The sequence below is a fragment of the Streptomyces sp. NPDC001270 genome, from assembly GCF_042896695.1.
In the GTDB taxonomy this organism is placed as follows: Bacteria; Actinomycetota; Actinomycetes; order Streptomycetales; family Streptomycetaceae; genus Streptomyces.
Map to the genome: position 1 here is coordinate 305,545 of NZ_JBIAXM010000005.1, position 21,307 is coordinate 326,851.

Genomic DNA, 21,307 nt, shown 5'->3' on the forward strand with positions numbered 1-21,307 from the left:
GCGCCGCACGCATGAGTAGGACTCCGCTGCCGGGGATCGGGGTGCGCTACGACTTGACCACGCGGGAGCAACGCCGTCTTTCGGTGGTGGCCCACCGGGACGGCTCCCGCACGCTCAGCGCGTACCGAGCGGACGACCCGGACGCCTGCGCGCTGTCGGTGCGGCTGGCCGCCGGGGAGGCGGACGCGCTCATCGACGCGCTGATGCCCAAGCACCACAGTCCGAGCCTGCTGTCGACGACCGAGCTGGGCCTGGTGGCCGAGCGGGTCGAGCTGTCGGCCACGTCGTACTGGAACGGGCGGCTGCTGGGCGAGACCAGGATGCGGACGGAGACCGGCGTCTCGATCGTGGCCGTGATGCGGCGGGCCGAGGCGATACCTTCCCCCGGCCCGGATTTCCGGCTGGCCGGCGGCGACACCCTGATCGTGATCGGTACGCATGAGGGCGTGGACGCGGCAGCCGAGATCCTCGGCCGGGAGTGACCGCCTGTGCACTCCTACGCAACCTTTCTGATCGAGTTCGGCGCGGTCCTGCTGGGCCTCGGGCTGCTGGGCCGTTTCGCCGGGCGGCTGCGGTTCTCGCCGATTCCCCTCTATCTGCTGGCCGGACTGGCCTTCGGCGAGGGCGGGCTGCTGCCGCTGGACGCCAGTGAGGAGTTCGTCGCCACCGGCGCCGAGATCGGCGTGATCCTGCTGCTGCTCATGCTGGGCCTGGAGTACACGGCGAGCGATCTGGTCTCCAACCTCAAGACCCAGTACCCGGCCGGCCTCGTGGACGCGGCGCTGAACGCGCTGCCCGGCGCGGCGATGGCGCTGTTGCTGGGCTGGGGCCCGGTCGCCGCCGTGGTGCTCGCCGGGGTCACCTGGATCTCCTCCTCCGGAGTGATCGCCAAGGTCCTCGGCGACCTGGGACGGCTCGGCAACCGGGAGACCCCGGTGATCCTGAGCATCCTGGTCCTCGAAGACCTCTCCATGGCGGTCTACCTGCCGATCCTCACCGCCCTGCTGGCCGGCACCGGGCTGGCGGCGGGCAGTGTCACGCTGGCCATCGCCCTCGGGGTCGCCGGTCTGGTGCTGCTCGTCGCGCTGCGCTACGGCCGGCACATCTCCCGCTTCGTCTCCAGCGACGACCCGGAGAAACTGCTGCTGGTGGTGTTGGGTCTGACGTTGCTGGTGGCCGGTCTCGCCCAGCAGCTCCAGGTCTCGGCGGCGGTCGGTGCGTTCCTGGTCGGGATCGCCCTGTCCGGGGAGGTCGCCGAGGGCGCGCACAACCTCCTGGCGCCGTTGCGGGATCTGTTCGCGGCGGTGTTCTTCGTGTTCTTCGGTCTGCACACCAATCCGGCGGACATCCCGCCGGTTCTGCTGCCCGCGCTCGCGCTGGCCGTGGTGACCTCGCTCACGAAGATCGCCACGGGGTACTGGGCCGCACGGCGGGCCGGGATCTCCGTGAAGGGCCGCTGGCGGGCCGGCGGCACCCTCGTCGCCCGCGGCGAGTTCTCCATCGTCATCGCCGGACTCGCCGTGACCTCCGGGATCGAGCCCTCCCTCGGCCCGCTCGCCACGGCCTACGTGCTGATCCTGGTCGTCGCCGGGCCGCTCACCGCCCGCTGGACCGAGCCGGCCGTCCGGGGCCTCGTACGGCGGTTCGGCCAGCCGGCGCCCGCGGCTTCCGGGGAGGCACCGGCCGAGGGCGCAGCGGTGGCACTGACCGAGGGCACAGCGGCGGCACCGGCCGATGACACGGTGGTGACACCGCGGGACGCCGCGGAGGATCAGGACGCGTTCGGCCGGCCGTGAGCCGTCGGGGCGGGGCGGCCGGCCCCGGTCACAGGGGCCGGCCCGGCCAGGCCAGCAGCCGGGCGCCCAGGACCGCGGTCTGGAGGGTGTAGCGGTCGCCTGGATCGGCGGGATCGATGCCGGTCAGGTCGTGGATCCGGGCCAGCCGGTAGGTCAGCGCGCGCACGCTGAGCGACAGTTCACGGGCCGCCGCGGTGGCCACACAGCCGGTGTCGAAGTACGCCGTGAGGGTGTCGAGCAGCGGCTGCGCGCCGCCCCGGGCGTGCTCCAGCGGGCCCAGCGTGTGCCGTACCAGGTCCACCAGGGCCTGCCGGTCCCGGGCCAGGACGGGGAAGACGAGCAGGTCGGCGGCGCGCAGCAGCGGATCGTCGAAGCCCATCCGCTGGGCGACGTCAAGGGCGTTGAGCGCCTCCTCGTAGCTGTGCCCGATGCCGACCGCGCCCGGCCGTGGCCGGCCCACAGAGATCTGGCTGCCCTCGACCCGGGCGTGGACGAGCTTGCCGAACCAGGTCAGTACGTCGTCCTGGTCGCCGGGGGCGATGCACACCATCCGCCCGTCCTTGGTGGTGAACAGGATGCGGCGGTTCTCGAAGCGGGCGAACAACTCGTCGGCGACCTGCCGGGGCACGGGGTCGGACTCGTCGTAGCCCTCGGGCCCGCCGGCCACCGCGACGGCGTGGGTACGGGACAGGCGCAGCCCGAACCGTTCGCAGCGCGACGCGAGTTGGCCCGGGTCGCCGCGTCCGTGCAGCAGGTCGTCGATGAACTCGCGGCGGGCGGCTTCCTCCCTGCGCACGACGTGCCGCTGCGCGCGCTCGTACCCGTCGGCGAAGGCGTCGACCGCCTGCTCCACCACGGCGAGGACACTGTCCGGGTCGGCCCCGGCGGGCCGCCCGGCGCGGCTCGCCGCGAGGTGTGCGCGCACCAGCGCCCGCCACCCGTGTCCGGCCTGAGCCGCGCGGGCGCCCAGGGCCCGCCGGGACTCGATCTCGTCGCGGGTCAGCCGGCGCCCGGTGACGGCGGCGTCCGCCAGGATCCGCGCGAAACCGTCGAGGAACACGTCCGGGGTGGCGCCGCCGACCGGCGCGGGCCGCGGTGCTCCGGGGCCGGGCCCGTCCGACTGCGCCTCCTCGTCCACCGGGAACCCGCCGTCGTCCCCCGCCTCCCCCGTCCACCCGGACTCGACCGGCGGTCCGTCCCCCGCGCCCCACGCACCGGCCCCACCGGCGCCCTCGTCCCCGGCCCACGCGCCGATCCCGCCGAAGCCCTCGCGCCCAGCCGGGGTACCGACCACTCCACCGCTCCCGTCCCCGGCCGGTACACCGGCCACACCACCGTTCCTGGCCCCGGCCCGGATACCGACCGCTCCGGTGCCTCTGTCCCCGCCTCGTGCTCCGGCGCCACCGGCGTCGTCCTCGCCCCAACCGGGCGCGCCGTTCCCGTAGGCGTCCCCGCCCCAGCCAAGCGCACCGTTCCCCTTGGCGCCCACGTGCCCGCCATGCCCGCCGGGCCCGCCGTGGTCAGCCGTTCGCACGGGCCACCTCCGCCTGCTCGGCCGCCGCGGCACCGGCGACCGCACGCCGTGATCCTGGGGACACCCGGCGGCGGAGGGGTTCGGTCCAGCGGGCCGCGAGCGGTCCCAGGACGACCAGGATCAACACGTAAGCGGTGGCGAGGGGACCCACGCGTGGCTCGGCGGCGACGGCGAGTCCGGCGATGACGATGGAGAACTCGCCGCGGGCGACGAGGGTGCCGCCGGCCCGCCAGCGGCCCTTCACGGAGATCCCGGCCCGCCGTGCGGCCCAGTACCCCGTGGCGATCTTCGTGAGCGAGGTCACCACGGCCAGCGCGAGCGCGGGCAGCAGAACCGGCGGGATGTCCGCCGGATTGGTGTGCAGACCGAAGAACACGAAGAACACCGCCGCGAACAGATCCCGCAACGGCGCCAGGAGGTTGTGCGCGCCCTCGGCGACCTCCCCGGACAGGGCGATCCCGACCAGGAACGCACCGACCGCCGCCGAGACCTGGAGCTGCTGGGCGAGACCGGCCACCAGCAACGTCAGACCCAACACCACCAGCAGCAGCATCTCGGCGTTGTCGGAGGAGACCGCGCGGCTGACCGTACGGCCGTGCCGCAGCGCGACGTACAGCACGGCGCCGACCGTGCCCAGCGAGATCAGCAGGGTGAGGGTGCCGCGGGCCAGGCTCACCCCGGCGAGCAGGGCGGTGAGGATCGGCAGGTAGACCGCCATGGCCAGGTCCTCCAGGACGAGTACTCCGAGGATGACGGGGGTCTCCCGGTTGCCGATCCTGCGCAGGTCGCCGAGGACCTTGGCGATCACTCCGGAGGAGGAGATCCAGGTGACCCCGGCGAGCGCCACGGCGGCGACCGGGCCCCAGCCCAGCAGCAGCGCCATCGCCGCGCCGGGCAGCGCGTTGAGGACGAAGTCGACCGCCCCGGAGGGGAATTGGGTCTGGAGGGTGGTGACCAGTTCGGAGGCGCTGTACTCCAGGCCGAGCAGGAGCAGCAGCAGGATCACACCGATCTCGGCGCCGGTGGCGACGAACTCCTCACTGGCCGTCAGGGGCAGGATGCCGCCCTGCCCGAAGGCGAGTCCGGCGAGCAGGTAGAGGGGTATGGGCGAGAAGCCCACCCGCCCGGCGATACGGCCCAGCACGCCCAGGACCAGGATGATCGCCCCGAGTTCGATGAGCATGGCGGTGGTGTCGTGCACGGGCGTCTGACCTCCGTCGATCGGTTCGGTGGCGGCGTCTGTCCCTTCGCGGGTACCGGGCGCCGGTCGCGGGCGCCGGTTCCGTCGCACGTGCGCGTGTCCGGGGTTGCGTTGCGCGTTCTCGTGTCCGGTGCCGTTGCTCGTGCTCACTTCGGGTGCCGTGGCGCGTGCTCATGTCCGTCGGCCGGCCCCGCGGCCTGGTGCCGTCTCGTGGCGAGGGCCGGAGGCGGGCGGGCCGGTGCGGGGCGGTGCGGTGTGCGAGCCGCGGGGCGGCCCGTCGCGGCGGAAGGGGAACCGGGTGGGCTGCGGATACGGGACGTCAGCGCGAGCGGTGGTCGCTGAGGGCGGCGCTGTCGGTATCAGGAACGCTGTCGCGGGCGGTGTTGTCGACGCGGACCGGGACGGCGGTACGCGCACGGACGACTCGGTCCATCTCACGCCCCCATCACGTCGGCCGGAAACCGGCGACCACCAACGACTGAGCACACAAACACCCAACGGAATGTAAGGGCTCGGTAAAGAAGTCTATCGCACGGCAGAACGAGCCCTCAGGGGAACTCCGGCGTCGGCACCCGAAGGCACCGACCCCCGCGCGCGGAGACGTCGTCGACCGCACGGAGACGTCAACCACACGAAGCCACCGACCACCACACGGAAACGCCAGCCGCACGAAGCCACCGGACACCGCGCAGAGGCATCGGCCGCACGAAGCCGTCGACCACCCGAGAACGTCACCGGTGAGGCGCACGGCCTCACTGCGGCGGCCCTCGGTGTCCGCCCCGGGCGCGGTCCGCGCTGCGGGCCCGGTCGGGGTCGAGCAGTTGCACGGCGATGCCCATGACCACGAGCCCGGCGGCGATCAGCAGCCCGTGGGGCAGGAAGACGCCCGCGGCGAGCGCGGCGCCGCCGGTCGCGAGCCCCCACCAGGCGCCGGTGCGCCGGTACTCGCGGGGCCGCGCGGGGCGCCCGGCCCCGAGCCCGCGGGCGAAGCGGGGGTCATCACGCTCCAGCCGTGCGGCGAGGTCGAGCAGACGTTCCTCGTCGAACTGGGTCACGGCTCCATCCCTCCCGAACCCGACACGGTCGGCGAGCCGGCCCGTCACTCCTGACCCGACCGGCCCGTCCGGACCTCCAGGCTCTCCCCCGCCCGCGGCCTGCCGCCATCAGGTTCGGCCCTCATCTTCCTGGTGGTTGCCCCGCACAGGAGCCCTCACGCATACCGGGCGTCCGGACCGGAAGTTGGCGCCCAGGCAGAACAGCAGCAGCACCAGCCCGAGCGCGGACAGCATCTCGAAGTCATGGGCGTCCTCGACGAGGACCGGGCCGGGAGTGTGCGGGCCGAGCAGCAGGCCGGCGAGCATGAACAGCGGAATCGTCGGAAGCCCGATCCGGCCGCCGAGCCGGGCGAGCAGTGCGGCGGCCACGAAGGCACCGCCCATGGCGAGCAGCGTGTCGGCATGTCCCACAGGCCACCGCCTTCCGCACCACGGGCTCGGGACGACTGGAGGCGACGACGGAGACGGCGACGGAAACGACGGCGGAGACGACGAGAACGCCGACCGGAACGCCGACCGGAAACGGACTGCCGCGGCGGTCTTTCGCCATCCCCGCACGCGTCCCACGGCACACCCCCCCCACCCTCACCCGCCCATGCCCCGGACCGCCATCGGTGCCGACCCCCATTTCTCCCGCGGGCCGACCCCCATCCCGTACCCGCACCGTACCCCTACAAGCAGGGAAAGCCCAGGTCAGAGGCCCAGGGTGGTGGCAGCCCCCTGGGGTTGCTGGGGACAGCCCCCGGCCGCTTCGGGTGCCTGGCAGGCTGTCTCGGCCGGACCGCCGTCCCGAGACTCGACAGCATGACGATCTCGACCGATTCCTCCGTCGCACCCGCAGGATCCGCAGCACCCGCGGCGTCCGCGGCGCCGGCTTCCGTGGCCCGCCCCCGCACGGCTGCCTCCGGCTCCGCCGCCGGGCCGGGCAGCGACTTCGCCAGGCTCTCCCAGCGCATCACCGACGCGGGCCTGCTGAAGCGGCGCCCCGGCTACTACACGGCACGGCTCGGCCTGGTGATCGCGCTGCTCGCGACGGGCTGGGGAACCTTCTTCGCACTCGGTGACACCTGGTGGCAACTGGCGGTCGCCGCCTTCCTGGCCCTGATATTCGGCCAGGTCGCGCTGGTCGCCCACGACCTGGCGCACCGGCAGGTGTTCCGGCGGCGCCGGCCGAGCGAGACCTGGGGCCGCCTCTTCGGCAACCTCGGCATCGGCATGAGCTACGGCTGGTGGATGAACAAGCACACCCGCCACCATGCCAACCCCAACCACGAGGAACTGGACCCCGACGTGGCCCCGGACATCCTGGTGTGGTCCACCGAGCAGGCCCGCAACAGCCGGGGCATCGCCCGGATCATCGGCGGCCACCAGGCGTTCCTGTTCTTCCCGTTGCTGACGCTCGAGGGCTTCAACCTGCATGTGGCGAGCGCGCGGGCGCTGCGCTCGCCGTCCATGAAGAACCGGCTGCTGGAGGGCGTCCTGTTCTTCCTGCACCTCGCGGCCTACCTGTCCGCGCTGTTCCTGGTGCTCTCGCCCGGCAAGGCGGTGGCGTTCCTCGCGGTGCACCAGTGCCTCTTCGGTGTCTACCTCGGCTGCACCTTCGCCCCCAACCACAAGGGCATGCCCACGTTCACGGGTGACGAACGGCCCGACTTCCTGCGCCGCCAGGTGCTCACCTCCCGCAACGTGCGCGGCGGCCTGTTCACGGATGTGATGCTCGGCGGCCTCAACTACCAGATCGAGCACCACCTCTTCCCCAGCATGCCCACGCCCCACCTGCGGCGGGCCCAGGTCGTCGTGCGCGAGTACTGCGCGGAGATCGGCGTCCCGTACCACGAGACCGGGCTGTTCCGGTCCTACCGCGAAGCGCTCACCCACATGCACCGCATCGGGGAACCGATCAGGCGGCAGCGCCGGACGTCCTGACGACGCTGCCCTGGCCCCTGACCGTCAAGTGGCCTGCCTGCTCCGGGCGTTGGCCTCGGCGACCAGCTCCCGCAGCAGTTCGTCCTGAGTCAGCCGCCGGATCAGCTCCGGGTCGGCGTCCCAGGCCCGGCCACCACCGAACGGGGACACCCGGAGATACGGCCCCACCCGCCCCGTGACCCTCCCGGAACGACCCTGCCCCTTGTCGTGAACCGCCTCCCCGACGCCGGGCACCTCCTCCTCCGTCATGAGGCGACCCCCCTGAGGATCACGTCCGCGATCATCAGCGCCACGGGGGCGGAGCAGACCCCGAGGTGGACGAGCGCGTACCGGGCCTCGCCCTCGCGGTCGTCGGCCCACGGGGTACGGATGTCCATGGCGGGCAGTTGGATACCGGCCCGGCTCAGGGCCGAGGCGAGGGTGTCCCGGGCGTCGAGGGCTTCCTGGACCTTGGGCACACGAGGTTCCGGGGGCCCGGTGACGATGGTGGTGTGCTCCGGGGTGGTCGCTGCGTCGGTGCGTCGAGGTGTGGGGGGCATGAGCGTCCTTGTCGGTACGGTTCCGGCGAATCCCTGAAGCGGCTACGCGGCCTGGATTACGCTGCGTAGTCCGGGTGTTACGAGAATGCGCCCGAACAGGACCGGCTCACGCCGTGGCCGGGCCCTCTTTCCCGGCCCCCCGGAGCAGGTGCCACATCTTCCACAGGGCCGAACGCACATCTCGGAGGACGCGGTATGCCGCAGCGACGCGCCATCACCGGACGCAGTCAGGAACCACGCCAACGGTTCGCGGAGGAACTGCGCACCCTCCGGGCGGCCGGCGGGATGAGTCTGCGGCAACTCGGCGAACGGCTCGGCTGGGACTGGTCCCTGTTCGGCAAGATGGAGAAGGGCGAGACGCTGGGCAGTCCCGAGGTCGCCCAGGCCCTCGACCAGCACTACGGAACACCGGGCCTGCTACTGGCCCTGTGGGAACTGGCCGCCGGGGACCATACGCAGTTCCGGGAGCGGTATCGGCGGTACATGACGCTGGAGGCGGAGGCGGTGAGCCTGTGGCACTTCGCGGTGAGCGTGCTGCCGGGGTTGTTGCAGACACCGGGCTACGCGCGAGAGGTACTGGCGGCGGGCGGACTGCTGGGCAAGGAACTTGAGCAGCAGGTCGACGCGCGGATGGGGCGGCGGGAACTGCTGGAAGGCCAAGGTGCCCCGAAGTTCCGCACGATCCTCTCCGAGGCAGTTCTGCGCGTGGCCTTGCTGAACACGCCCGAGTGGCGAGGCCAGTTGGACTACCTGGTCAAGGTGGCGGAGCGACCGAACATCACCATCCAAGTACTGCCGTTCAGCGCGGGTCCGTATGGACTGGACAGCACTGACCTGTGGTTCCTGCGGATGCCCGAAGGTCGTACGGTGGCGTACACGGAGAACGCATACAGAGGCGAACTGATCGAGGAGAACGCCGCCGTCGAACGACTGCAAGGCGCCTACGATGCAGTGCGCGACCTGGCATTGTCCCCGGCCGATTCGCGGAAATTCGTCCTGCGCATGTTGGAGGAAACACCGTGCGAACCACCGAACTGACCAAGTTGGCATGGCGCAAGAGCAGCTACAGCAACTCTGACGGCGGCGCATGCGTCGAGATCTGTGGTGGCCTCGACGCCGTCGTCCCGATACGCGACAGCAAAGTCCCCCACAGGCCGGCCCTCATCATCCCCAACACCAGTTGGTCCGCCTTCATCACCGCCCTGAAGGACGGGAATCTGAGCTGATGCCCTGGCGCAAGAGCAGCTACAGCAACCAGGACGGCGGCGAGTGCGTCGAGATCTCCGACGCCCACGCCACCGCCGTCCCCGTACGCGACAGCAAAACCCCCCACAGCCCGGCGCTCGTCATCCCCAACGACAGTTGGTCCGCCTTCATCACGGCAGTGAAAAGTGGCAAGTTGAGCGGCTGAGCGACTGAGCGGCGACGCGGGCTCAGTCGGCCGGGCGGCTCAGGAGGTCGGAGACCTGGTCGCCGATCGCCGTCCAGGCGTCGGCCGGGAGGTCGCCGAAGTGCTGCCTCCGCAGGGCACGCAGCACCTCCGCCGTGTCGGTGTCGGTGGCGCACGCCGCGCTGCCGCCGAGTACGTCGTAACCGTCACGGACGGCGACCCGGAGCCGCCTTCCGGTACCGGTGTCGGCGTGCAGTGCCGTGGCGACGACCAGCGGCGGCGGGCCGCCCGGCTCGCCCGGCAGTTTGCGGTACGCGCTGGCGACCGGTTCGCGCCAGTGCAGGCTGAGCAGCAGCGGGCGCTTGGCGGTGACCTCGGCCAGGTCGGTCTCGTGGACGCCGTCGGCTCCCAGGATCCGGGCGCGGGCGTCCAGGACGAGGGCCGCGGGCAGTAGACACCGCAGGGCGCTGCCGACGATGTTGCCGCCGACCGTGGCGGTGCGGCGTACGGCGCCGGTGCCGATCGTGGCGGCGGCCAGGCGCAGCACGTCGGGCAGCCGGTCGTCGATCCGGTTCAGCACCACGGCGCCGCCCAGCGTCTCCCGTCCGATGACGTTGGCTTCCGGCAAGTCCCTTAGTGACATGGCGTGTTGGGGGAAGCCGTCGCGTTGCCAGGTGGCCCACACCAGCGTCGCTCCGCCGATCGGGACGGACTCCTCGGCCAGGCATTCCTGGGCTTCGGACACGGAGGTGGGAAACCGCAGCTGCACCGCAAACGACCTTCCTTCCGGGGCGAGTTGGGAGCTGGGCGGGCGAGAGATCGACCATCGTCCGCCGACACGGCGCAGTTTCTCCGCACGGAAGGGGGCGCGTACAGGGCTCACACAAGCATGCGAAGGAATGCTCCGGCGCCGCGTCGCCCTGCCACCCGCGCCTTCCCGCCGCCGTAGCACCATGGCACGTGACCAGCGGCTCTGCGTGCGTTCCGGGGGCGGGCGCGAGATGCGCCCGTGGGTGGTCGAGTCCGGCGGCGGTGTCGGCCGAACGGCCGACAGACCTGCGCGCGCCGGACGCGTCGGCGCACGCCGGAACGCCGGGGGTGGTGCCCTTCCGGGTACCACCCCCGGCGTTCCCGTGCCGTTCGGGTCGGCCAAACGGTTCACACGCTCAGTGCGACCGCGGCACCGACGCCTCCGAGACCGAGGGCGAGAGCGGCTGCGGCCCACCCGCCGGCCCGCCACGGGAAGATCCGGTCCAGGGCCAGCCGGCCGGGGCCGGCGGCGGTGATGGCGAGGGCGACGACGCAGATGGAGACGCTGTACTCGACGCCGCCGTTCTGGATCCACAGGCCGTGGGCACCGCTGACGGTGGCCATGGCGTTGATCATCACGCCGATGACGGCGGCGGTCGCGAGCGGGGTGAACAGTCCGACCGCCAGGCCGAGACCGCCGACGAGTTCGGACAGACCGCCGATGGCGGCGAAGACCTCACCGGGGTGGTAGCCGAGGGCGTCGAAGGTCTTGCCGGTGGCCGCGAGTCCCGGACCCCCGAAGATGCCGAACACCTTCTGCGCGCCATGGCCGGCCATCAGCAGCCCGAAGGTCAGCCTGACCAGCAGCAGCATCCAGTCCCTGGTGCACAGCCGCGCCACCCCGCCGGTGACGTGCCGCGCACGCGGAGGGTGCACCGGGCCGCTCCCGGCGACAACGGCGGCCTCCCGGACCCTCGTCACGGGGGCGGGCATCTCGGCGAGGGACAGGGCACGGGGATCGCCGAAGGGGTGGATACGCAGTGCACGCATGACGGCACCTTTCTCATGGGGGATGGATTTGTCCGCCCGCCGGTGGCGGGTCCCCCCACATCACCGAGCATCACTCGGCCACCTCATCTTGTCCAGCGGCAATCTTCGATAGATTTCATCTCTGACTGAGATGATGTGTGCGAGATCCGGCCCGGGGCCGGTGGCCTCATCCGATCGGGCGAAAGCGGACCCGCACGCGTCCCACCCACCCCCCGTAAGGGGAGGAAAGGGAGCATGGCCGTTACCGCACAGATCGACAGCACCCGCCCGGTGGCGACGCTCATCAACATCTTCACCGTGTCCCCCGAACGCCAGGACGAACTGGTCGCGCTGCTCGCCCGCGCCACCGAGGAGACGATGAAGCACCAACCCGGCTTCATCCGCGCCAACTTCCACGCCTCCAAGGACGGCCTGCGCGTCATCAACTACGCCCAGTGGGAGTCCGAGGAGCACTACCGCGCGATGCTCGCCAACCCCGAGGCCCGCGTCCACATGGACCAGGCAGCGAAGATCGCCACCGACGTACAGCCACGTCTGTTCCAGGTGCGCTCGACACACGGCACGGACACGCCGACCGGCTCGTGACACCCGCGACCGGCCGACGGGCACGGGGCGGGCGACCGGACACCCCGGCACCCGGCGGCCATGTCCGGACCCGCCCTCACCCCGACCGGAACACGGACCCGGCCCCGCCCCTCACTCCAGCCGGAACATGGACGTCGAGGCGTTCAGACGGACCGGGATGCGCCCTTCCCGCAACTCCCACAGGAAGGGCCCGTCGAAGGTACGCAGCCCGCGTCTGGCCAGGGGCTCGTTCCTGAGCAGGGTCACGGCTTCGTCGGCGGTCGCGGTGTTCAGGATGGTGAGGCCGTCGCCGACCTGCACGCCGGGTTCGACGAAGGGCCCGGAGGCCCACAGCAGTCCGCGCTCCTCCAGGTCCGTCATATAGCGCAGGTGGTCCGCGACGTAAGGCGTGATGACTTCCGGTGCGGCGACCCGACGGTTGACGGCCGCGTACAGCCGCTTCTTGATCATGGGGGCGAGAAGCTGTTCGACGTCGTGCTGGGACCCGGCCATGGCATTGCCCTCCGTCGCAAGCGATCACATTCAGTGTGCTGCAAGAAGTGGCGTATGTCCCGGAAGTCGATCTCGGGGCTGCGTGAGCGCCGGGTGCCGCCGCCAGGGGCGAGCCGACCGGCCCGGCTCGCGCTACTTGCCTCTTACGTCAACGTCAGGTTTTAGCGTGACTGACGTGCGCCTCACCGGGGGCTTTCTCCCGGTTCGCCTCCTGACCCACAAGGGCTCGAACGACGGGCGCGCGCGAAACGCATCCCCTGTCCCAAGACAGCCTGACCCGCCACCCCACGCACCGCACCACACCTGGAAGAAGCACACGCATGACCACGTACAAGACGACCGGTCTCACCGGCCCCCCGTCCACCCCGACCGTGTCGGTCAAGCCGGTCGTGCTGCCCGCACCGCAGCGCGGCGAGGACCTGCACATACGTGTCTCGGCACCGGTCACCGGCAGCAACCTGCCGATCGTGCTGTTCGCGCACGGATTCGGCTCGCACCTGGACGGCTACGCACCGCTGGTCGACCACTGGGCCTCCCACGGCTTCGTGGTGATCCAGGCCACCCACCTCGACTCCAGGCGCTTCACCGTGGCCGCGGACGATCCCCGCAAGCCCCACCTGTGGCGCTACCGCGTGCAGGACATGAAGCGGATCCTCGACGCACTCGACACCCTGGAGGCGTCCGTGCCCGGCCTGGCCGGCCGGACGGACCACAGTCGCATCGTCGCGGCCGGACACTCCTTCGGCGGCCAGACCGCGGGCATCCTCGTCGGTCTGCGCGTCAGGGATCCGCAGACCGGCATCGTGGAGGACATGTCCGACTCCCGGGTCATGGCCAGCATCCAGCTGGCCACAGCCGGCAAGGGCGGCGAGGAACTGACCCCCTTCGCCGTCGAGAACGCTCCCTGGCTGCGCGACCAGGACTTCTCCCAGGTCACCGCACCTGGACTCGTCGTCGCCGGCGACAAGGACGAACTCCCGCTCTCCACCCGGGGCCCGTCCTGGACGACCGACCCGTACACCCTCAGCCGCAGCGGCAAGAGCCTGCTGACGGTCTACGGCGGCCGGCACTCCCTCGGCGGCATCTCCGGCTACGAGGCAGCGGAGACCACCGACGAGGATCCCGGCCGCGTCGCCCTCGTCCAGCAGGTCACCCTCGCCTACCTGCGCCACGTCACCGGCACCGACCACGCCGACTGGGAAACGGCGCAGGCCGCCCTCGCCGGCGACTCCCACCCGCTGGGACGACTGGAATCGAAGTAACCACCCGCGCCGGACCCGGCTCGCGCACCCACCCGCGAAGCAGAAGCCGGGTGACGAGGTCCGGGTCCTCGATGTCCGCCACCGTCGCCGACGGCCCACCCACACCGAGGCGTTCGGGCGCCGATGCCGGTCGGTGCGCGCGAGCCGTCAGCGATGGCGGCGGGTGTTGAGCCGGCCGGCCTGACGGGGCAGGTGGTCGCGCTCGGCGAGGTTGGCCGCCTTCCCGGCCGCCTCCGTGTGCGGCCGGGCCGCCGTCGCCGGGTCGCCGTCACGCTCGTGGAGGTACGCGGCCACCGCGGCGTGGCGGGGCAGTGCGGTGTCCAGTTCCGCGAGCGCCGCCGGCCCGGCGGGCGGTCCGTCGGCCTGACCGACGGCGACCGCGCGGTTGAGCCGGACGACCGGGCTGCCGGTCAGGCGGGCGAGTTCGTCGTACCGCTCGACGATCTGCGCCCAGTCGGTCTCCTTGGCGCTCTGCGCGTCGGCGTGGAGTGCCGCGCGGGCGGCCTGGGCCTGGTACTCGCCCAACTGGTCGCGGGCGAGGGCCCCCTGCAAGATCCTGACGCCCTCGGCGATCAACTCGGTGTCCCACAGGCCACGATCCTGCTCGGCGAACGGCGCGATGCTGCCGTCGGGCTCGGTCCGTTCCTCACGCCGGGCGTACTGGAGCAGCATGAGGGCGAGCAGCGCCGCCACCTCGGGGTGGTCGGTCGCCGCGGCGAGCTGCCGGGTGAGCCGGATGGCCTCGGCGGCGAGGTCGACGTCGCCGGAGTAGCCCTCGTTGAAGATCAGGTAGAGGACGCGCAGCACGGTGGCGACGTCGCCGGGCTGGTCGAACCCCACGCCGGAGACCCTGCGCTTGGCCCGGCTGATCCGCTGCGCCATGGTCGCCTCGGGCACCAGGTAGGCGCGGGCGATCTGGCGGGTCGTCAGCCCGCCGACGGCGCGCAGCGTGAGCGCGACCGCCGACGACGGCGTCAGTGAGGGATGGGCGCACAGGAAGTAGAGCTGGAGCGTGTCGTTGACGGCCGGAACCGGCCCGGGCGGCGGCTCCTCGTCGACGAGGTCCCCACGCCGGCGCCGGGCAGCGTCCGCCCGGGTCGCGTCGAGGAAGCGCCGCCAGGCCACGGTGACCAGCCAGCCCTTCATGTCCCGCACGGCGTCCGGCCCGCTCGCGGAGTTCGGGGAGGATCCGCTCGGCCAGACGCGGAGCGCCTCGGCCAGCGCGCCCTGCACGGCGTCCTCGGCCGCCGCGAAGTCGGCTCCGCCGCGGACGAGGATCCCGAGCACGCTCGGGACGAGCCTGCGGAGCAGTGCCTCGTCCATGGCAGAGGTCACTCCGTCACCATGGGCGGTGCGGCCAGGAAGGAGCGCACCTCGATCCACTCGTGGAGCGGTTTCCCGGCCGCCCCGGGGGCCGCCGACAGTTCCCCGGCCAGTTCGAGGGCCCGCTCGTGGCGGTCGACGTCGACCACCATCCAGCCGGCGATGACGTCCTTGGTCTCGGCGAACGGGCCGTCGGTGACCGGCGGGCGCCCCGCGCCGTCGTACCGCACCCACGTCCCCTCGGGCGCGACGGCCTGAGCGTCGACGAACTCGCCGGTGCCTTCCAGCCGGGCCGCGAAGTCCTGCATGTACCGCACGTGCGCCGAGACCTCCTCGGGCGTCCACTGGTCCATCGGCACGTTGTTCACCGGAGGCGGGGCGCCGCGGTAGTGCTTGAGCAGCAAGTACTTGGCCATCGTGGTTCTCCTCGGTACTGGTGCGCCCCATTGTGGTTCGCGTTCGTCCCGGGGACGGAGCCGGGTCACGGATTCTCGACATCACCGTCCGAGATTTTTTCGGCTTCCCCTCGATCCGCCTGTCCGGCGTCGACGGGCAGCCCTGCCGCGAAGAGGTCGAAGGACCGGTCGAGGAGGTCGGCCAGGCCGGACTGGCCGGTGTCCGGGTCCCAGGCGACGAAGGAGGCGCGCAGGGCGGTCACCGCGGCACCGGCGGCCAGCTGGGGGTAGAGGCTGCTGGGCGGAACGGCCAGGCGTTCGGCGAGCACCCCGGCGAGCAGGTCCTCCATGTGGTGCAGGTTCTGGGCCAGGCGGCCGACCAGGTCCGGGTGGGTGGTCAGCAGCTTTCTGCGCGCGGGCCAGTCGCCGGAGGTACCGACGCCCGGGAGGGTCTCCTGCATGGCGCGCCGCAGGGCGGTCAGGGGGTCCTCGTCCGGCGGACGCAGGGCCAGGCGGGCGGTGGCCTCGCGGCTGAGCCAGGGGTCCCAGGCGAAGAGCGGCTCCTCCTTGCTGTCGAAGTAGTTGAAGAAGGTGCGCGGCGAGACTCCGGCGGCCGCGCAGATATCCGGCACGGTCACGGCGGAGGGGCCGCGTTCGAGGGCCAGGGCGATCGCCGCGCGGCGCAGCTCCGCCCGGGTGCGGGCCTTCTTCCGCTCGCGGAGCCCCGGCTCCCGCTCGCCCGCCACCATGGTCCTCCGGCCTCCGCACGCGCTCTCGACCTCGTCGTCGAGCGCAGCCTACCTGCCGCGATACATAACTGCAGGCGTGCATGTTTGCACGAATGCAAGATTTGTTAGGCTCGCGGGCATGGACGAGGCGTTGAAGCAGGAACACACGACACAGGTGGGCGCGACCGTTCGCGCGCTGATGGGGAATCTCTGGCTGCCGGCCGTGTTCCTCGCCGGCCTGCTCTTCTGTTACCTGCCGGCCTTCCACCACGCCGCACCGCACGGCGTCCGCATCGCGGTGGCCGCGCCCGCGCACACCACCTCCACCCTCCAGGCCGCGTTCGACCGGACCGCGCCCGGCGCCTTCGACCTGCGCCAGGCGGACAGCGTCCGGACGGCCCGGGAGGCGGTCCTCCACCAGGACACGGTCGCCGCGTGGCAGCCCGACACCCACCATCCGCAGCTCTACCTCGCGAAGGCCGACGGCAGCTCGCTGGAAACCCTCGTGGAGAACGCCGTCGGCGCGGCCACCGCCGCTCAGCACCCCGAGGCCGCACCGCAGTTGCAGGTGCACGAACTGGTACCGACCCTCCCCGGCGACACCTCCGGCACCACCGGCCTCTACCTCGCGCTGGCCTGCACGCTGCCCTGCTACTTCATGGTCGTCTCCCTGCAACGGGCCGGCTTCAGCCGCCGCAAACAGGTACTGACCTACGTCTGCGGCGCACTGGTCATCGCCGGGCTCACCTACGTCGTCCCGGCCTACGGCTACCACGCCGTGACGAAGAACCCGCTGATCCTGCTCTACCTCTGTCTGATGGCCGAGGCGGTGACGCTGACCTCGTTCGGTCTCGTCGCGTTCTTCGGGCGGTTCTTCCCGGCCGTCGCGGTCGTCGTCTTCATGATGCTGGGGATGCCCAGCAGCGGGGGAACCGTGGCGACCGACATGGTGCCCGCGTTCTTCAGATTCCTGCATCCGGTGCTGCCGATGGGCAACGTGGTGGACGCGGTGCGCGACATCGGGTACTTCCACCACGAGAACCTGCTGCGGCCCACTCTGGTGCTGTCCGCGTGGATCGCGCTCGGGTCCCTGCTCATCCTGCTCGGCTGGGTGAAGGAACTGGTCCGGACGCCGGCGGAGCGCGCGCAGGCCCTGCCGCCGGCCGCACCGGTCGACGACCCCACCATGGAGATGCCGCTGTGCACCCTCACCGGCCGCGCCACCGATCGCAGCGGCCTGCCGCTGGCCGGTGCGACGATCACCGTCACCACGGAGCACGGCCGCGGAATCCTGCGCACCACCACCACGGCCGACGGCTCCTACACGGCGGCCAACCTCAACCCCGGCTCGGTCATCGTGCTCGCCACCGCCCCGGGGCACCTCCCCTCCGTCACCCGCGTCCGGCTCCACTCGATCCGGCCCGTCCACTACCAGGACTTCAGCCTCGACACCCGGTACGCCCCGGAGGGGCTGCTGCCGGTCTAGGAACGGCCGACGGAAACGGCCGCGCACGGAGCCCTGCCGTGTCGGGCCGCGACCTCACGGGTTCCTCCTCCGGGTCCGCGGCTGCCGCGAGGACAGCGGGACCGGCGTGAACATGGGCAGCTCCTGGTCCGGCGTCAGCGCGGTCGGACCGTACAGCCAGTCCACGAACGCGTAGTCGTCGGTGTCGCGGGCGCGCAGCAGTTCGTTGCGCTGCTCGCGGGCCGCCCCGTCCAGGTGCCGCAGCTCGCCCCACGTGCGGGACGTGGTCAGCACGCGGCGGCAGTGCTCCGGGCGGACGGCCTCGTACGCGGCGGTGGCCGCGTCCCAGCCGACCGTGCCGTCCGCGGCGCGGTTGCGGGCGACGTGCTCGCCCAGCACCCAGCCGTCCTCGATGGCCATGATCGCGCCCTGCCCGAGGTACTGCAGCGGCGGGTGCGCGGAGTCGCCGAGCAGCGCGATCCGGCCGTGGGTCCAGGTCATGATCGGGTCGCGGTCGGACATCCGCCACCGCTTGTCCCGCCACATGAACGGCAGGCCGTCCCGGACGAAGCCGCAGGCCCCGGCGAAGGCGGTGTCCAACTCGTCCGGCGTGCCCCAGTCCGCCTGCCCGGCCAGCGCCTTGGGCGACTCGAAGACCGCCACCTGGTTGAGCAGTTCGCCGCCGCGCAGGCCGTAGTGGACGAAGTGACAGGCGGGCCCGACGTGCACCACGACCTCGTCGAGGTCCACGGACCGCGCCCGCGGCAGCCCCGTGGGGACGGTGCCGCGGTAGGCGACGTAGGCCGAGGCGACGGGCTCGTCGTCGACGAGCAGCCCGCGGGCGAGGGAGTGCAGGCCGTCGGCCGCCAGGACGACGGCCGCCTGCCGGATCTCGCCGGAGGCGAGGGTCACGCGGGCGCCGTCGCCGGTGTTCTCGTACGCGGTCACCCGCGCGTCGTTGATCAGCTCGACACCGGCGCGTTCGCACCCGCGCAGCAGCAGGTCGTGCAGGTCGCTGCGGTGGATGACCAGGTACGGGTGGCCGTAGCGCCGTCCCAGGTCCCGCAGGTCGAGCCGGGTCAGCTCGGCACCGTCGACGGCGTCCCGCATGACCATCGCGCCCGGGACGACACCGAGGTGCCTGGCCTCCGCCAGCAGGCCGTAGTCGTCGAGGATGCGGGTGCAGTTCGGCGCGAGCTGGAGGCCGGCGCCGACCTCGCCGAGGGCGGCGGCGCGTTCCAGCAGGCGGACGTTCAGCACCTGCCGGGTCAACGAGAACGCCGCGCCCAGGCCGCCGATGCCGCCGCCGACGACGATCGCATCAGTGTGGGACATGACTCACCTCTCACAGCCACGGGCCCGAGCCGGGGGAGCGCCCCGGGCGGCGACGATCTCGTCGGGGCGACGACGTAGGACCAACCGGAGCGGACGCCTCCCACGCCTTGGCCCGCGTCCACTCGACGGCACGACGGCACGACGGCACGACGGTCGCGGATCGGCGACCGGCTGGGCCGGCCGGTCGCATCCCGCCGGAATCCGTTCCCTGGACGACGTCCGAGTTCGTCAGGTGCCCACCCGTCACGGAGGACGGACGGCGACGGCTTGTTCCCTGTAGGCACTGTAGGCACCGTGGTCACGGCAGTCACCGCGGAGCCGCGGCGGACCAGGGCACGCGGGTGGCAGGACGCATCGACTGTGCATCGCTCTACGACGACACGTTCAGGCGCTCACCTCGGCTCACGCGGCTCACCTCGGCTCACCTCGGGCTCACGCGGCGAGCATCCGGTCGTCCCGCAGGCAGCGGCGCAGTTGCTCCAGGCCGCGCCGGGTGTGGCTCTTGACCGTGCCCAGCGGCCAGCCGGTGACCTGTGCGATCTGCTTCTGGGTGAGGTCCTGGTAGAAGGCCAGCCGCAGGACGCGCCGTTGGGGAGGCGTGAGCCGGGCCAGCGCGGCGGTGACGACCACACGGTCGAGCGCCGCCTCCGGGTCGGACTCCGGGCGCGGGCCCGTCGCGAGCCGTTCGGCGGCCCGCGCGGTCAGTTCGGCGCGCCGGGAGCGGGCAGCGAGGGCGTCGGCCACCTTGCGCCGGGTGATGCCCGTGAGCCAGGCGGGGAACGCGCCGCGGTCGGCGCGGTAGCCGTCACGGCCGCGCCAGGCGGCGGCGAACACCTGCTGGGTCACGTCCTCGGCGTCCCTGGCGTCGCCCAGCGCCCGCCGGGCGAACGCGTGGACGAAGCCGGACCACTGCCGGTGCAGCTCCGACCAGTCGGCACCCGGGCCGCACGCCTCGGCGGCGGGCGTCTCTGCGGCGGAGGTTGCGGCGGCGGGCGTCTCGGCGGGACGCCCCAGGCCGGGACGGGCCGTCACAGCGCCGTGGGGCGTCGTCAACCGGTCCATCGCGAGCCTCCCGGGCCGTACGTGGCGGTCCGGTGGGCCACCGGCCCCGCCTTGCACCAGACTGCGCACCGGAGCAGGATGGGAACAACTCGCATCGATATCGCAACGGATGTCCGGATGCCCGGATGCCCCGGAGGAAGGTTCCGGCGGACTGCCCCGCCGACCCGTGTGCGGCACGCAGGGCAGATCGTTTCGCCGACCGACCACGACACCAGGACGCCGAGCAACGCGACAGTCATGAACGACGAACCCCTCACCGCCGAGGACGGCACCCACCCACGGGCCGGCACCGGCCGACCGGACCCCTCCTCGGCGGTCGGCGTGACGACGGGCGCGCTCGCCCGCAGGCTCGGCGTCTCACCGACCACCCTGCGCTCCTGGGACCGCCGTTACGGGCTCGGCCCCGCGGGACGCTCGCGAGGCGGTCACCGGCGCTGGGCGCCCGGGGACATCGCGATGGCGGAGGAGATGTGCCGGCTCACCGCCACGGGCGCCCCACCGGCCGAGGCGGCTCGGGTGGCCCTGCTGCGGTTCGCCCCGCGCGGCCCGGCGGCGCCGGACGAAGTCCCGCCCGGTTCTCCTGCCCCGCAACCGGGGCCTGGGCCGGACACCGGGTCGGCCGGTGCCGCCCGTCCCGGCGGCCCGGGCGGCGGGCTTCCGCTCGGGGACGTACGGCAGGAGTGCCGGGGCCTGGCCCGTGCCGCGGTCCGGCTGGACGCGCCGGAACTGACGCACCGGTTGCTGGACGCCGTCCGGCGGCACGGTCTGACGGTGGCGTGGGAGGAGGTGATGGTGCCGACCCTGCGCGCGGTGGGCCGCAAGTGGGAGTCCTCCGGTGACCGCTACGTCGAGGTCGAGCACCTGCTGTCCTGGCACATCTCCTCCACCCTGCGCAGCGCGCCGCTGCTGCTGCCGAGCGCGCCGCCCGCCGCCAAGGCCCCACCCGTGGTACTGGCCTGCACGCCCGGTGAGCAGCACTCCCTCGCCCTGGAGGCGCTGACCGCCGCGCTGGGCGAGCGCGGCGTGCCGACCCGGACGCTGGGCGCGGCGGTGCCTTCGGAGGCACTGCTGGCGTGCGTGCGGCGCACCGGGCCGGCCGCGGTCGTGCTGTGGGCGCAGACCCGCTCGATGGCGTCGGTGCCGCTGGCCCGGCACGTCGCCGGACTGGAGTGGGGAGCGGCGGGTGCTCGCGGGCGGCCCCTCGTGCTGCCCGCCGGACCGGGCTGGGACCGGCGGACCTCCACGGGTTTTCCGCGGTGCACCGGTCTGCGGGACGCCGTGGCCACCCTGAGCCGCCCGTACGGCGACGAGGACGGCGCACGGCACGCGTCACCGGCACGCTGAGCCCGGGACGCCGGCGGGCAGGGCGCGGAGGCGGTGCGTGAAGGACCAGTACCCGGTGGTGTGCGGGGGCGGGCG

23 protein-coding genes and 1 pseudogene are annotated in these 21,307 nt (G+C 72.5%); 10 read left to right on the forward strand and 14 right to left on the reverse strand.

Translation table 11 applies throughout. The features are described 5' to 3' along the window. Positions 1-11: 11 nt before the first annotated feature. Together ACFY2B_RS11275 and ACFY2B_RS11280 are read left to right on the forward strand one after the other, a co-directional pair. Positions 12-482, forward strand: a complete 471-nt coding sequence (locus ACFY2B_RS11275) for a cation:proton antiporter regulatory subunit (protein WP_390762891.1) — start codon at positions 12-14, stop codon at positions 480-482. 6 nt (positions 483-488) lie between these two features. Further along, positions 489-1,796, forward strand: coding sequence for a cation:proton antiporter (locus ACFY2B_RS11280; RefSeq protein WP_390762892.1), 1,308 nt, complete (start codon positions 489-491; stop codon positions 1,794-1,796). 28 nt (positions 1,797-1,824) lie between these two features. Here the strand turns inward: ACFY2B_RS11280 and ACFY2B_RS11285 are convergent, their stop codons facing one another. From ACFY2B_RS11285 to ACFY2B_RS11300, 4 genes and pseudogenes are all read right to left on the reverse strand, one after another. Then, entirely contained in the window at positions 1,825-2,856 is a 1,032-nt protein-coding gene (locus ACFY2B_RS11285) for a PucR family transcriptional regulator (RefSeq protein WP_390762969.1), read from the reverse strand. A gap of 460 nt (positions 2,857-3,316) precedes the next feature. Next, on the reverse strand, positions 3,317-4,531 hold the full coding sequence (locus ACFY2B_RS11290) for a cation:proton antiporter (protein ID WP_390762893.1): 1,215 nt from the start codon (positions 4,529-4,531) through the stop codon (positions 3,317-3,319). A gap of 752 nt (positions 4,532-5,283) precedes the next feature. Continuing rightward, positions 5,284-5,586: a DUF3040 domain-containing protein gene (locus tag ACFY2B_RS11295; RefSeq protein ID WP_390762894.1), complete on the reverse strand. Its 303-nt coding sequence runs from the start codon at positions 5,584-5,586 to the stop codon at positions 5,284-5,286. A 180-nt stretch (positions 5,587-5,766) separates the two neighbouring features. Continuing rightward, positions 5,767-5,997: pseudogene (locus ACFY2B_RS11300) on the reverse strand (cation:proton antiporter); the annotation flags it as partial. Positions 5,998-6,390: 393 nt separating this feature from the next. Here ACFY2B_RS11300 and ACFY2B_RS11305 point away from each other — a divergent pair. Further along, the gene (locus ACFY2B_RS11305; protein ID WP_390762895.1) at positions 6,391-7,512 is read left to right on the forward strand and encodes a fatty acid desaturase family protein; all 1,122 of its coding nucleotides are present in this window, start codon (positions 6,391-6,393) and stop codon (positions 7,510-7,512) included. Positions 7,513-7,536: 24 nt separating this feature from the next. Here the strand turns inward: ACFY2B_RS11305 and ACFY2B_RS11310 are convergent, their stop codons facing one another. Together ACFY2B_RS11310 and ACFY2B_RS11315 are read right to left on the reverse strand one after the other, a co-directional pair. Then, a complete protein-coding gene (locus tag ACFY2B_RS11310) occupies positions 7,537-7,761 on the reverse strand; it encodes a hypothetical protein (protein WP_390762896.1) in 225 nt (74 codons plus the stop codon). Beyond that, on the reverse strand, positions 7,758-8,051 hold the full coding sequence (locus ACFY2B_RS11315) for a hypothetical protein (protein ID WP_390762897.1): 294 nt from the start codon (positions 8,049-8,051) through the stop codon (positions 7,758-7,760). Before ACFY2B_RS11315 ends, ACFY2B_RS11310 begins: the two co-directional genes overlap by 4 nt. A 195-nt stretch (positions 8,052-8,246) precedes the next feature. On the opposite strand from ACFY2B_RS11315, the gene ACFY2B_RS11320 reads away from it, so the two are divergent. From ACFY2B_RS11320 to ACFY2B_RS11330, 3 genes are read left to right on the forward strand one after another with little or no spacing between them, the layout of a single operon-like run. Then, positions 8,247-9,089 carry a helix-turn-helix domain-containing protein gene (locus ACFY2B_RS11320; RefSeq protein WP_390762898.1) on the forward strand — a complete coding sequence of 281 codons (843 nt, stop codon included), beginning with the start codon at positions 8,247-8,249 and terminating at the stop codon, positions 9,087-9,089. Next, entirely contained in the window at positions 9,071-9,277 is a 207-nt protein-coding gene (locus ACFY2B_RS11325; protein WP_390762899.1) for a DUF397 domain-containing protein, read from the forward strand. Before ACFY2B_RS11320 ends, ACFY2B_RS11325 begins: the two co-directional genes overlap by 19 nt. Then, positions 9,277-9,462 (forward strand): DUF397 domain-containing protein, encoded by a 186-nt coding sequence (locus tag ACFY2B_RS11330; protein ID WP_390762900.1) that lies wholly within the window; start codon positions 9,277-9,279, stop codon positions 9,460-9,462. Before ACFY2B_RS11325 ends, ACFY2B_RS11330 begins: the two co-directional genes overlap by 1 nt. A 22-nt stretch (positions 9,463-9,484) precedes the next feature. Here ACFY2B_RS11330 and ACFY2B_RS11335 read toward each other — a convergent pair whose 3' ends face one another. After that, positions 9,485-10,210 (reverse strand): FAD binding domain-containing protein, encoded by a 726-nt coding sequence (locus ACFY2B_RS11335; protein WP_390762901.1) that lies wholly within the window; start codon positions 10,208-10,210, stop codon positions 9,485-9,487. 389 nt (positions 10,211-10,599) lie between these two features. Then, positions 10,600-11,064, reverse strand: coding sequence for a DoxX family protein (locus tag ACFY2B_RS11340; RefSeq protein WP_390762970.1), 465 nt, complete (start codon positions 11,062-11,064; stop codon positions 10,600-10,602). Positions 11,065-11,475: 411 nt separating this feature from the next. Here ACFY2B_RS11340 and ACFY2B_RS11345 point away from each other — a divergent pair, with 411 nt between their 5' ends. Beyond that, on the forward strand, positions 11,476-11,826 hold the full coding sequence (locus ACFY2B_RS11345) for an antibiotic biosynthesis monooxygenase family protein (protein WP_390762902.1): 351 nt from the start codon (positions 11,476-11,478) through the stop codon (positions 11,824-11,826). Positions 11,827-11,937: 111 nt separating this feature from the next. Here the strand turns inward: ACFY2B_RS11345 and ACFY2B_RS11350 are convergent, their stop codons facing one another. Further along, a complete protein-coding gene (locus tag ACFY2B_RS11350) occupies positions 11,938-12,318 on the reverse strand; it encodes a YciI family protein (protein WP_390762903.1) in 381 nt (126 codons plus the stop codon). Positions 12,319-12,638: 320 nt separating this feature from the next. On the opposite strand from ACFY2B_RS11350, the gene ACFY2B_RS11355 reads away from it, so the two are divergent. Beyond that, positions 12,639-13,580 (forward strand): alpha/beta hydrolase family protein, encoded by a 942-nt coding sequence (locus ACFY2B_RS11355; RefSeq protein WP_390762904.1) that lies wholly within the window; start codon positions 12,639-12,641, stop codon positions 13,578-13,580. Positions 13,581-13,727: 147 nt separating this feature from the next. Here ACFY2B_RS11355 and ACFY2B_RS11360 read toward each other — a convergent pair whose 3' ends face one another. The 3 genes from ACFY2B_RS11360 to ACFY2B_RS11370 all read right to left on the reverse strand — a co-directional run bounded on the left by ACFY2B_RS11360 (position 13,728) and on the right by ACFY2B_RS11370 (position 16,047). Continuing rightward, positions 13,728-14,903 carry an RNA polymerase sigma factor gene (locus tag ACFY2B_RS11360; protein ID WP_390762971.1) on the reverse strand — a complete coding sequence of 392 codons (1,176 nt, stop codon included), beginning with the start codon at positions 14,901-14,903 and terminating at the stop codon, positions 13,728-13,730. A gap of 8 nt (positions 14,904-14,911) precedes the next feature. Next, a complete protein-coding gene (locus ACFY2B_RS11365) occupies positions 14,912-15,319 on the reverse strand; it encodes a YciI family protein (protein WP_390762905.1) in 408 nt (135 codons plus the stop codon). A gap of 65 nt (positions 15,320-15,384) precedes the next feature. Next, on the reverse strand, positions 15,385-16,047 hold the full coding sequence (locus ACFY2B_RS11370; protein WP_390762906.1) for a TetR/AcrR family transcriptional regulator: 663 nt from the start codon (positions 16,045-16,047) through the stop codon (positions 15,385-15,387). 118 nt (positions 16,048-16,165) lie between these two features. On the opposite strand from ACFY2B_RS11370, the gene ACFY2B_RS11375 reads away from it, so the two are divergent. Continuing rightward, positions 16,166-17,512, forward strand: a complete 1,347-nt coding sequence (locus ACFY2B_RS11375) for a carboxypeptidase regulatory-like domain-containing protein (protein WP_390762907.1) — start codon at positions 16,166-16,168, stop codon at positions 17,510-17,512. A 54-nt stretch (positions 17,513-17,566) separates the two neighbouring features. Here the strand turns inward: ACFY2B_RS11375 and ACFY2B_RS11380 are convergent, their stop codons facing one another. Both ACFY2B_RS11380 and ACFY2B_RS11385 read right to left on the reverse strand, forming a co-directional pair. Then, positions 17,567-18,826: an FAD-dependent monooxygenase gene (locus ACFY2B_RS11380; RefSeq protein ID WP_390762908.1), complete on the reverse strand. Its 1,260-nt coding sequence runs from the start codon at positions 18,824-18,826 to the stop codon at positions 17,567-17,569. A 432-nt stretch (positions 18,827-19,258) separates the two neighbouring features. Then, the gene (locus ACFY2B_RS11385) at positions 19,259-19,888 is read right to left on the reverse strand and encodes an RNA polymerase sigma factor (protein WP_390762909.1); all 630 of its coding nucleotides are present in this window, start codon (positions 19,886-19,888) and stop codon (positions 19,259-19,261) included. A 237-nt stretch (positions 19,889-20,125) separates the two neighbouring features. Between ACFY2B_RS11385 and ACFY2B_RS11390 the strand changes: the two genes are divergently transcribed. After that, positions 20,126-21,232, forward strand: a complete 1,107-nt coding sequence (locus ACFY2B_RS11390; RefSeq protein WP_390762910.1) for a MerR family DNA-binding transcriptional regulator — start codon at positions 20,126-20,128, stop codon at positions 21,230-21,232. Positions 21,233-21,307 lie beyond the last annotated feature (75 nt).